General features: G+C 69.2%; 8 protein-coding genes. 7 read left to right on the top strand and 1 reads right to left on the bottom strand.

Features of this window, described 5'->3' with window-relative positions:
* Positions 1-19: 19 nt before the first annotated feature.
* The 7 genes from ACXPWS_RS25625 to recD all read left to right on the top strand — a co-directional run bounded on the left by ACXPWS_RS25625 (position 20) and on the right by recD (position 11,657).
* Positions 20-733 (top strand): MBL fold metallo-hydrolase, encoded by a 714-nt coding sequence (locus tag ACXPWS_RS25625; RefSeq protein ID WP_458709336.1) that lies wholly within the window; start codon positions 20-22, stop codon positions 731-733.
* 103 nt (positions 734-836) lie between these two features.
* Positions 837-1,886: a DUF4352 domain-containing protein gene (locus ACXPWS_RS25630; protein WP_458709337.1), complete on the top strand. Its 1,050-nt coding sequence runs from the start codon at positions 837-839 to the stop codon at positions 1,884-1,886.
* Positions 1,887-1,998: 112 nt separating this feature from the next.
* The gene (locus tag ACXPWS_RS25635) at positions 1,999-2,841 is read left to right on the top strand and encodes a hypothetical protein (RefSeq protein ID WP_458709338.1); all 843 of its coding nucleotides are present in this window, start codon (positions 1,999-2,001) and stop codon (positions 2,839-2,841) included.
* Positions 2,842-2,852: 11 nt separating this feature from the next.
* A complete protein-coding gene (locus tag ACXPWS_RS25640; protein WP_458709339.1) occupies positions 2,853-3,572 on the top strand; it encodes a crotonase/enoyl-CoA hydratase family protein in 720 nt (239 codons plus the stop codon).
* A 56-nt stretch (positions 3,573-3,628) separates the two neighbouring features.
* On the top strand, positions 3,629-6,793 hold the full coding sequence (recC, locus tag ACXPWS_RS25645; protein ID WP_458709340.1) for an exodeoxyribonuclease V subunit gamma: 3,165 nt from the start codon (positions 3,629-3,631) through the stop codon (positions 6,791-6,793).
* Entirely contained in the window at positions 6,790-10,050 is a 3,261-nt protein-coding gene (gene recB, locus ACXPWS_RS25650; RefSeq protein ID WP_458709341.1) for an exodeoxyribonuclease V subunit beta, read from the top strand. Before recC ends, recB begins: the two co-directional genes overlap by 4 nt.
* Positions 10,047-11,657 (top strand): exodeoxyribonuclease V subunit alpha, encoded by a 1,611-nt coding sequence (gene recD, locus ACXPWS_RS25655; RefSeq protein ID WP_458709342.1) that lies wholly within the window; start codon positions 10,047-10,049, stop codon positions 11,655-11,657. The genes recB and recD overlap by 4 nt, the downstream gene beginning before the upstream one ends.
* 1 nt (position 11,658) lies before the next feature.
* Here recD and ACXPWS_RS25660 read toward each other — a convergent pair whose 3' ends face one another.
* The gene (locus ACXPWS_RS25660; RefSeq protein ID WP_458709343.1) at positions 11,659-11,808 is read right to left on the bottom strand and encodes a hypothetical protein; all 150 of its coding nucleotides are present in this window, start codon (positions 11,806-11,808) and stop codon (positions 11,659-11,661) included.
* Between the last annotated feature and the right edge of the window lie 216 nt (positions 11,809-12,024).

A 12,024-nucleotide genomic window follows, 5' to 3' on the forward strand; every position in this document is an offset into this window, starting at 1 on the left:
GCCGTCCTACTCTGTCCCCATGTCCGAAGACCGCCTGTACTTCCGTCAGCTGTTGTCCGGCCGCGATTACGCCGCGGGCGACCCGATCGCCGAACAGATGCGCAACTTCGCCTACCTGATCGGCGACCGGCAGACCGGCGACACCGTGGTGGTCGACCCGGCGTACGCGGCAGGTGACCTGGTGGACGCCCTGGAAGCCGACGGCATGCATCTGTCGGGTGTGCTGGTGTCCCATCATCATCCCGATCACGTGGGCGGCTCGATGATGGGCTTCGAACTCAAGGGCCTGGCCGAACTCCTGGAGCGCGTCAGCGTACCGGTGCACGTCAATACCCTTGAGGCGGAATGGGTTTCGCAGGTCACCGGGATCGCGCCGAGCGAGCTGACCGCACACCAGCACGGCGACGTGGTGGCCGTCGGCGATATCGATATCGAACTGCTGCACACTCCGGGCCATACCCCGGGCAGCCAGTGCTTCCTGCTCGACGGCCGGCTGGTGGCCGGCGACACGCTGTTTCTGGAAGGGTGCGGGCGCACCGATTTCCCCGGCGGCAATGTCGACGACATGTTCGGCAGCCTGCAAGCCCTCGCGCGGTTGTCCGGTGACCCGACGGTGTTTCCCGGCCACTGGTACTCCAGTGATCCGAGCGCCCCGCTGTCGTCGGTGACCCGGTCGAACTACGTCTACCGGGCGAGCAATCTGGACCAGTGGCGCATGCTCATGGGCGGTTGACCGGGCCGATGCGGCCGGCAAAAGTCTCGCGGCACTATCCGGGCTCGGCTATCGTGCGGGGTCACAGCGCCTCCGCGGCGCATGATGGGGAGGAAGCCCTGCGATGACGACACCGCCGACCCCGGCCGGCTGGTACCCCGACCCCGAGGGAACGGGTGGTCAACGGTATTGGGACGGCACGGGGTGGACCGAACATCAGTCCCAGACGCCGGACCAGCCGCCCGCTCCCGAGCCACCGCAGGCGCCGGCGGAGCCGTCCTCCTGGCCCACCGAACTGCCGCCGTGGCCGACCGATTTCGAGATGCCGTCGTGGGAGAAGGCCGCCAGCGAGCAGCCGACCGTCGACATCGAGCTCACTGAATCCGCCGAAGAACCCGCACCGGAGGCACCCGAACCCGCCGAGCAGGCCGAGCCGCCCCAGCCGCCGGAACAGGAGACCACCGCCGTGGAGCTGCCCGAGCAGCCCACCACGGTCGTGCCCACCTACGCCCCGGCGCCGTTCTACGGCCAAGCCCCCACAGCCCCGTTCGCCGAACCCGTTCCCGCCGCGTCCGGCGGTGGCAACGCAAACCTGCTCAAGGGTTACCTCGCGGCGGTCGGCGTGCTGCTCATCGCCTTGGTCGCGGTGCTGGTGTACGCCTTCGTGCTGCACAAGCCGGAATCCAGCCAGCTCAGCCTGCCCGGCACCTCCTCGGCGACATCGTCGACCGCCGAGTCCGCCGAGGCGTCGGCCCCGTCGGAAACCGAGTCCGCCACCCCGACCGCGGCACCGGCCGCCGGGACGGCCGTCGACGGCGACGTCACGTTCACCCAGAACGGCATCGACATCGGTCCCACCGTGGTCGCGCCGGACAACGACCTGCTGACCAAGACCGCGACGGGCGAATTCGTCGTGGTGCATCTGACACTGACCAACACCGGTCAGACGCCCGCGGCCTTCGTCGCCGATCAGCAGGTCCTCACGGCAGGCGGCCAGACCTACTCGGCCGACACCGAGGCCACCTTCTACCTCGGCGGTACCTCGACGGTCGTGTACCCGGGTGAACCGGTGGACGTGTCGATCGCCTACGACGTACCGCCCGGCAGCGTGCCCGAATCGCTGCAGGTGCACGGCGACATCTCCAGCGCCGGCGCCGTCCTGGGCCTGAGCTAGCGCGAACTGCCCTTGCCAGCGGCCGGCTGGCAATGAAAAGTAACGCTGTTTACGCGACACTGAGCGAAGCGCTACTGTCCAGAGCGCAATCGGACGAACAGGTGGGTGCGTTGTGCAGTGGTTTCGCGATCGATGGACCGACCTGGCCGGCCTCGGGTCCGCCACCTGGCTAACCATCGCGGCGTGGGCCGGCCTGCTGCTCGCGGTGGCCACCCTGTTCTTCGTCGCGCGGGTGCTCAAGCGGAATCGCCAGCTCAAGCGGGATGAGCTGCGGCCCCATGTGGTGATGTACATGGAGCCCAACGCCAGCGACTGGCACGTCATCGAACTCGTCGTGCGCAATTTCGGCAAGTCTTCGGCACACGATGTCGAGTTCCTCTTCCCGACGCCGCTCACGGTCGGCCGCTACGAGGAGGCCTATCACGACGGGCCGCCCGAGGTCACCGCAGTTCGGCTGCCCAGCGAACTCAAGCAGCTTGCGCCCGGCCAGGAATGGCGAACTGTCTGGGATTCGGCCATCAGCCGCGAGGAACTCGGCGGTGAGATCGGCTCCCGGTTCGAGGGCACCCTGACCTACCGCGACCGCCCCAAGCGCCAGAAGGGCAAGCCCCAGGAGTACGAGACCGAGGTGGAGCTGGACTGGGCGACGTTGCCGCCGGTGCAGCGACTGGACCTGATGCTCAACCACGATCTGGCCAAACGCGAGAAGCAGAAGCTGGAGTTGCTGCGCAGTCTGCTCACCTACTTCCATTACGCATCCAAGGAAACCCAGCCCGAGGCGTTCCGCGCCGAGATCGACCGGATGAACCGCGCGGTGCGCGAGACCCAGGACCGCTGGCGTACCCGCCAGGTCGACGAGACCAATGAGCTGTCGTTCCCGTGGATCGAGGAGAAGCGGCCCGCGGGCAGACACCATTCGAGCCCCGCGATCGGAATTCGCAACCACGCTCCGTAACATCCGCAGCTATGACGACCCCGGTGAGTTACTCGGTCAACGAATCCGTCGCGACGATCACGCTGGACGACGGCAAGGTCAACGCCCTCTCGCCCGACATGCTGGCGGCGGTCGACGGCGCGCTGGATCAGGCGGAGTCCGATATCGCGGCAGGCACCGTGAAAGCCGTCGTGCTGGCCGGTAATTCGCGGGTGCTCAGCGCCGGCTTCGAACTGAGCGTGTTCGCCTCGGGTGACGCCGCAGCCGGTCTGGGAATGCTGACCGCCGGATTCGAGCTGTCGGTGCGCGTCTTGAGTTTTCCCGCGCCGATCGTGATCGCGGCCACCGGGCACGCCATTGCGATGGGGTCGTTCCTGCTGCTCAGCGGTGACCACCGGGTGGGTTCGGCGAAGTCTCGCTGCCAGGCCAATGAGGTGGCCATCGGGATGACGCTGCCCATCGCGGCCATCGAGATCATGCGCGCACGGCTCACCCGCGCGGCGTTCTCCCGGGCGGTATCGGTGGCGGCCACCTTCACCGGTGACGCCGCGATCGCCGGCGGCTGGCTCGACGAGATCGTCGAACGCGACGAGGTGCTCGCCCGCGCCCAGGCGGTGGCCGCGGAGTACGCGGCGACCCTGCAACTGAAGGCGCACGTGGCCAGCAAGCTGAAAGCGCGTGCGTCCGCCATCGAGGCCATCCGCGCGGGAATCGACGGGCTGGCCGAGGAGTTCGCGCTCTCGGTGCAGTAGGCGGGCACTCGATACCTGCACCTGGCGGTGCCGCCGAGTGACTATCGTGACTTGAGATGGCCCTGCACCTGCACCGCGCCGAGCGCACGGATCTGCTCGCCGACGGATTGGGTGCCCTTCTCGCCGAAGCGCCGGCCGACCCGTTCGCACCGGAGTTGGTGCTCGTCCCGGCCAAGGGCGTCGAACGCTGGCTCAGTCAGCGCCTGTCGGACCGGCTCGGGGTGTGCGCCGGGGTGCAGTTCGCCAGCCCGCGTTCGCTGATCGCCGAACTGACCGGGTCCTCGCAGGACGACCCGTGGTCACCGGACGCGTTGGTGTGGCCACTGCTGGCCGCCATCGACGAGAACCTCGATCAGCCTTGGTGCGCCCCGCTGGCCGCCCACCTGGGCCAGTTCGAGGCCGGTGAGGAACGGGAACTGCGGCAGGGCCGCCGGTACGCCGTGGCGCGCCGGCTGGCCGGACTGTTCGCGTCATACGCACGCCAGCGCCCGGAGCTACTGGCCGACTGGGACGGCGTCGATGCGGACCTGTCGTGGCAGCCGCCGCTGTGGCAGGCGCTGCTGGGCAGGATGGACACCGATCCGCCATCGTTTCGGCAATCGAAAACCGTTGCGCGGCTGCGAGAAGCGCCGTCGGATGGGCTACCGCAGCGGCTGTCGCTGTTCGGCCACACCAGGCTGCCGGTCACCGAGGTGGAGCTGCTCGATGCCCTGTCCACCCACCATGATCTGCACCTCTGGCTGCCTCACCCCAGCGACCACATGTGGCGGTCACTGGCGGGGCACCGGACCAGGATCCCGCGTCGCGACGACACCAGCCACCGCCACGTCGGCCATCCGCTTCTGGCCACCCTCGGCCGTGATCTGCGGGAGTTGCAGCGCGCACTGCCCACGCCGGCCACCGATGAATATCTGCCGGCCCCAACATATCCGGACACCCTGTTGGGCTGGCTGCAATCCGATATCGCCGCCGACCGCACGCGCCCGGCGGGACGCAGCCACCGGGTCACCGACCGGTCCGTGCAGGTGCACGCCTGCCATGGTCCGGCCCGACAGGTCGATGTGCTGCGTGAAGTCCTGCTGGGCCTGCTCGCCGACGACACCACCCTGGAACCCCGCGACATCCTGGTGATGTGCCCCGACATCGAGACCTTCGCCCCGCTCATCTCGGCCGGCTTCGGGCTCGGCGAGGTGGTGCATGGGGCTCATCCGGCGCACCGGCTGCGGGTGCGGCTCGCCGACCGCGCGCTGGTGCAGACCAATCCGCTGCTGTCGGTGGCCGCGCAGCTGCTGGACCTGGCCTGCGGGCGGGCCACCGCGAGCGAAGTTCTCAATCTGGCCGCCGCTCTACCCGTACGTGCAAGGTTCGGGTTCACCGACGACGATCTCGAAGCCATCACCGCGTGGGTCAGGGAGGCCAACATCCGCTGGGGTTTCGATCAGCGGCACCGCACCCCCTATGGCGTCGAATTCCTGCACAACACTTGGCGTTTCGGCATGGACCGGGTGCTGGCAGGGGTGGCGCTGTCGGACGACTCGCGCACCTGGCTGGGCACCACGCTGCCGCTGGACGATGTGAGCAGCAATCGCGTCGAGTTGGCCGGCCGGTTCGCCGAGTTCGTCGATCAGCTGCACCGGACGGTCGTCGCGCTCAGCGGCATCCGGCCGCTCGCCGAGTGGTTGCACGCGCTGGAGACCGGAGTCGACGCGCTGGCACTCGACGACGAGGACTGGCCGCGCGCCCAGGTTGCGCAGGAGTTCGCCGCCATCCTCGGCACTGCCGATGGAAGTACCGCGCTGCGGCTCAGCGATATTCGTGCCCTGCTCGACCGCCGGCTGGCGGGCCGGCCCACCCGGGCCAACTTCCGCACCGGCACGCTGACGGTGTGCACCATGGTGCCCATGCGGTCGGTGCCGCACCGGGTGGTGTGCCTGGTGGGGCTGGACGACGGGATGTTCCCGCGGCTCGGTGCCATCGACGGAGACGACATCCTGGCCCGCGATCCGATGACCGGCGAGCGCGACATCCGCTCCGAGGACCGCCAGCTGCTGCTGGATGCCATCGGCGCGGCCACCGAGACCCTGGTGATCACCTACACCGGTGCCAACGAGTACACCGGGCAGAGCCGTCCGCCGGCGGTCCCGATCGCCGAACTGATCGACACCCTGGATCTCACCTGCACGGGCGGAGCGCACGTGCTCACCAGGCATCCCTTGCAGCCCTTCGATATCCGCAACGTCGAGCCGGACGCGACCGGCCGGCCGTTCACCTTCGACCCGACGGTGCTGACGGCGGCCAAAGCGATGACGGGGCACCGCGATCCGCGACCGGCGTTCGTATCGGGCCGGCTGCCTGCGCCCCCGCAGACCGACGTCGAGCTGGCCGAACTGGTCCGCTTCTTCAACGATCCGGTGAAGGGTTTCTTCCGGGCCCTGGACTACACGTTGCCGTGGGACGTGGACGGGGTGTCCGATGAGATGCCGGTGTCCATCGATGCGCTGCAGGAGTGGACGGTCGGTGACCGAATGCTCGCCGACATCATGGCCGGGCTGACGCCGGAGGACGCCCAGCAGGCCGAGTGGCGCCGCGGCACCCTCCCACCCGGCCGGCTCGGCTGGCGGCGCGCCACCGAGATCCGCGACCAAGCCGCCCAGCTCGCCGTCGAGGCGCTGCGGCAGCGCACGACGGACGCGGCGGTGTTCGACGTCGCCATCGAACTGCAGCCGGGCCGGCGGCTGACCGGGACGGTGACGCCCGTCTTTGGGAATCGGCTGTCGTTCGTGACGTATTCCAAGCTGGACGGCAAGCATCTGCTGAAGGCCTGGATCCCGTTGTTGGCGTTGGCCGCCCACCACCGCAAGCAGGCATGGGCAGCCACCTGTATCGGGCGGCCCAAGCGCGGCAACACACCGCGGGTACAGACCCTGACCGCCCCGGACTCGGCACTGCCGGTGCTCCGCGAGTTGGTCGCGCTCTACGACGAGGGCCGCCGGACACCGCTGCCCTTGCCGGTCAAGACGTCCTATGCGTGGGCGGCCGCGCGTGCTGCCGGTGACGATCCCGAGCAGGCGGCCAACTATCGCTGGAAGAACGAGTGCGAGGACAGGGCCGTCGAACGGGTGTGGGGTCGCGGCGCCCGGCTCGGCGATCTGGCCGGCCTCGACGAGTACGCACAACGGTTGTGGCTGCCCCTGCTGCACGCCGAAAGTGGTGTGTGGTGAAGACATTCGATCTGCTCGGCCCGCTACCGGCCGCCCTGTCCACCACGGTGCTGGAGGCCAGCGCGGGCACCGGCAAGACGTTCGCGCTGGCCGGGCTGGTGACCCGGATGGTCGCCGAAGGGGTGGCCAAGCTCGACGAGATGCTGTTGATCACCTTCAGCCGGTCGGCCAGCCAGGAGTTGCGCGAACGGGTGCGCGCCCAGATCGTCAGCGCGCTAGCCGCGCTGCAGGATCCGGCCCGCGCCGGCAACGATCTGGAACGATATCTCGTCGAGGCCGATCAACAGGCACGCCTGCTGCGCCTGCACGACGCGCTGGCCGGTTTCGACGCCGCCACCATCGCCACCACCCACCAGTTCTGCCATATCGTGCTGAAATCCCTTGGCGTGGCGGGTGACAGTGACAGCGGCGTGACGCTGGTGGAGAGCCTGGACGACCTGGTCGCCGAGATCGTCGACGACCTGTACCTGGCACATTTCGGCATGCAGCGCGACGACCCTGCCCTGAGCTACCGCGCGGCGCTGAAGCTGGCCCGCGAGGTGGTCAATCACCCCGCCACCGAGCTGCGCCCCACCGATCCAGAACCTGACTCCTATGCCGCCGTCTGCCTGTCCTTCGCCGGGAATGTCTTGGCCGAGTTGGAGATCCGCAAACGCCGCAGTGGCATTCTGGGCTATGACGATCTGCTGACCAGACTGGCGGCAGCGCTGGACAGTCCGGCGTCCGCGGCCCGGGTCCGGATGCCGCAACGCTGGCCGGTCGTCATGGTCGACGAATTCCAGGACACCGACCCGGTGCAATGGCAGGTCATCGAGCGCGCCTTCACCGGGCGTTCCACCCTCGTGCTGATCGGTGACCCCAAGCAGGCGATCTACGCGTTCCGCGGCGGCGATATCGACACCTACCTGCGCGCGGCCGCCACCGCCGGGGACAAGCAGACGCTGGGCACCAACTGGCGCAGCGACGACGCACTGGTGCAGCGGCTGCAGGCGGTGCTGGGCGGGCCTCAGCTGGGCGGTCCCGGCATCGTCGTGCATCCGGTGCAGGCCCATCACCGCGGGCACCGGTTGGCCGGTGCGCCACACAACGACCCGTTCCGGTTGCGCGTCGTCGGCCGCGGCAACACCGGCACCCGGATCATCCCGATCGACCAGTTACGCACCCACATCGGCAAGGACCTGGCCGCCGACATCGGCGCCCTGCTGTCCAGTGGCGCCACCTTCGACGGCGAAACCCTTCAGGCCCGCCACGTCGCGGTGATCGTCGAGACCCACAAGGACGCCAGGGCATGTTCGGATGCCTTGGCCGAGGCCGGGATCCCCGCGGTGTACACCGGCGACACCGATGTGTTCGGTTCGGAAGCCGCCGCCGACTGGCTGTGTCTGCTGGAAGCCTTCGACCAGCCGCACCGCCCGGGCCTGGTCCGCGCCGCGGCGTCCACCGCTTTCTTCGGGGCGACCGCGCAGACGCTCGCCGCCGGCGGCGACCGGCTGACCGACCGGGTGGCCGAGACGTTGCGTACCTGGGCCGGCCACGCACGGGAACGTGGGGTGGCCGCGGTGTTCGAGGCGGCACAGTTGGCCGGGATGGGTGATCGGGTGCTGTCCCGGCAGGGCGGCGAGCGGCTGATGACCGATCTCTCGCACCTGACCCAGCTGCTGCAGGACACCGCGCACACCGAAGGATTCGGGCTGCCCGCGCTGCGGGACTGGCTACGCACCCAGAGCTCCGGTGCCGGCGGCGCGGCCGAACGGAATCGCCGGCTGGACAGCGACGCCGCCGCGGTACAGATCATGACGGTGTGGGGGTCCAAGGGTCTGCAGTACCCGATCGTCTACCTGCCGTTCGCGTTCAACCGGTATACACCGGACCCGGATCCTGTTCTCTACCATGATGACTCGGTGCGCTGCCTGCACCTGGGCGGTGCCGCACCGGCGGTGGTGCGCGCGGGGAAAGCCGAAGCCGCGGCCAATGACAGCCGGTTGACCTACGTGGCGCTGACGCGGGCCCAGTCCCAGGTGGTGGCGTGGTGGGCACCGTCGTATTACGAGCCCAACGGCGGCCTGTCGCGGCTGTTGCGCGGGCGGGCACCCGGCACCGCCGAGGTGCCTGACGTCTGCGCGCCTGCCAAGATCTCCGATGCCGATGCGCTGGCCCGGCTTCGGGCGTGGGAACAAGCCGGCGGACCGTCGCTGGAAGAGTCGCTGATCGCGCCGTTCACCCCGGCCCCGGTGCGGGCTCCGGCGACAGATCTGGCGGTACGGCACTTCCACCGGTCCATCGACACGACGTGGCGCCGCACGTCGTACTCCGGCCTGCTGCGGGCCGCCGAGGAGGCCGGGCCCGCCGGTGTCTCCAGTGAGCCGGAGCTGCTCGAACTCGACGACGAGATCGCCGATATCGCGCTGGTGTCCCCCGCTGCCGGGGCCGACGTCCCATCGCCGATGGCCGACCTACCCACCGGGGCCACCTTCGGATCCCTGGTGCATGCCGTCTTGGAGACCGCCGATCCGCTCGCCCGCGACCTTGCCGCGGAACTACGGGTTCAGGTGGCAGCGCACGCGGCACGCTGGCCGGTCGCCGCCGGAGCGGACGAGATCGCCTCGGCGATGGTGCCGATGCATGACACCCCGCTCGGGCCACTTGCCCCCGGGGCGACGTTGCGGCAGATCGGCTTACCGGACCGGCTGTGCGAGCTGGACTTCGAGTTCCCGTTGGCCGGCGGTGACCACAACAATGGTGCGCTACCCCGGCTTTCGGATGTCGGCGCCCTGCTGAGCCGGCATCTGTCCGCCGATGATCCGCTGGCCTGTTACGCCGAGCGGTTGTCGACGGGCTCGCTGGCCCGGCAGTCGCTGCGCGGATATCTGTCCGGCTCGATCGACGTGGTGCTGCGGATAGCGGGCGACCGGGAGACGAAATATATCGTCGTCGACTACAAGACGAACTGGCTGGGCACCGCGGATGCGCCGCTGACGGCAGCCGACTACGGCCCGGCGCGGATGGTCGAGGCGATGCTGCATTCGGACTATCCGTTGCAGGCCCTGCTCTACAGCGTGGTGCTGCACCGCTACCTGTCCTGGCGGTTGCCCGGATACCAGCCGGGCACGCATCTCGGTGGGGTGGTCTATCTGTTCGTGCGCGGGATGTGCGGGCCCGACACTCCCGTCGTCGACGGGCATCCGGCCGGGGTGTTCAGCTGGGCACCTCCGGCGGCGCTGGTGACCGACCTGTCGGCGTTGCTGGAGGGCGCATGATCACCGAGTTCGAACCGGCCGACACCCATGTGGCACAACGTTTGACGGCGCTCACCGGGGAGACCGACGAATCGGTGCTGCTGGCGGTGGCGCTGGCGGTCCGGGCACTGCGCGCGGGCTCGGTGTGCGTGAATCTGCGCGACGCCGCCGCCGAACTCGGCAAGGACGCCGACGCCTGGCTGGCCGCCGTGCGGGCCAGTCCGCTGATCGGCCCGCCGTCGGTGCTGCACCTGCTGGGCGATCTGCTGTATCTGGACCGGTACTGGCGCGAGGAGCAGCAGGTGTGTGACGACGCCCTGGCGTTGCTGGCGGTCCGGCCGCCCGGCCCCGTGCCGGATGTCGACCGGTTGTTCCCGGCCGGCTTCGACGAGCAGCGGGTGGCGGCAGATCTCACGCTGTCCCAAGGACTTACGGTGTTGACGGGCGGCCCGGGGACGGGCAAGACGACGACGGTGGCCAGGCTGCTGGCGCTGCTCGCCGAGCAGGCGGCGTTGGCCGGTCAGCAGGCCCCGCGGATCGCGTTGGCAGCACCGACGGGTAAGGCGGCCGCGCGCCTGCAGGAGGCGGTCGTCGCCGAGGTGGACCGGCTGCACGAGGACGACCGTGCGCGCCTGACGGGACTGTCGGCCACCACCGTGCATCGGCTGCTCGGTTCGCGGCCGGATACGTCGTCGCGATTCCGGCACCATCGCGCAAATCGGTTGCCACACGATGTCATCGTGATCGACGAGGCGTCGATGGTGTCCTTGACGATGATGGCCCGGCTGCTGGAGGCGGTCCGGCCGCAGACCCGGCTGCTGCTGGTCGGTGATCCCGATCAGCTGGCGTCGGTGGAGGCCGGGGCGGTGCTGGCCGACCTGGTCGACGGCTTGGGAGCGAATCGTGTTGCAGCCCTGCGGACATCGCATCGTTTCGGCGAGTCGATCGGTGCGTTGGCCACCGCGATCCGCACCGGCGACGCCGATACCGCCCTGGCGGTGCTGGCGGCAGGTGGCCCGCACATCACCTGGGTGCGCGGCAGCGAGTCACTGCGCGATGTCCTGCTACCCCATGCGCTCAGACTGCGCGAGGCGGCCCTGTTGGGCGATGTCGGCGAGGCGACGGCGGTGCTGGATGAGCACCGGCTGTTGTGCGCGCACCGACACGGCCCGTTCGGGGTGACTCAGTGGAATCGCCAGGTGCAGCGCTGGCTCACCGAGGCGACCGGCGAACCGATGTGGTCCGCCTGGTATCCGGGCCGACCGGTGCTGGTGACCGCCAACGACTACGGGCTCAAGCTGTACAACGGCGACACCGGGGTCACGGTCGCGACACCGGAGGGCATGCGAGTGGCGATCGGTGCGTCCTCGTTTTCCACCAGTCGGCTCACCGACGTCGACACCATGCATGCGATGACCATCCACAAATCCCAGGGCAGCCAGGCCGACGAGGTGACGGTGCTGCTGCCGTCGGAGGATTCGCGGCTGCTGACGCGGGAGTTGTTCTACACGGCCGTGACGCGGGCCAAGAAGACGGTTCGGGTGGTCGGCTCGCCGGCGGAGATCCGCGCGGCGATCGACCGTCAGGCCGTGCGCGCGACGGGTTTGGGACTGCGCCTGCGGCAGTAGGTCAGACGGTCCGCGCGGCGAAGGCGGCGCTGGACAGAATGCCGATCGCCAACGCCAGTGTGCCGTAGCCGAGGATGGCGGCTGCCACGACGGCGGCGATGGAACCGAGGCCGAGAACTACCAGCAGGCCTGCTAACAATGCTCCGGTCATGTCAACCCTTTCCTATGACTGCCGTCACAATGTAGCGCATGTGGTGCGCTGAATCACACCAACCTGCGGACACGATTCGGTGGCGATTTGCTTATGCGCATTTGTGCAGGTCGGCGGCTCGTTTGAGACTTGCCGATCGGCCTGAAATCCCTTGCCGACCGGCTGACTAAGTGCGGTTTCGGCAACGGCGCCGATGGGGCGCGGCACTCGTCGTCG

It is taken from the genome of Mycobacterium sp. BMJ-28 (assembly GCF_054404835.1).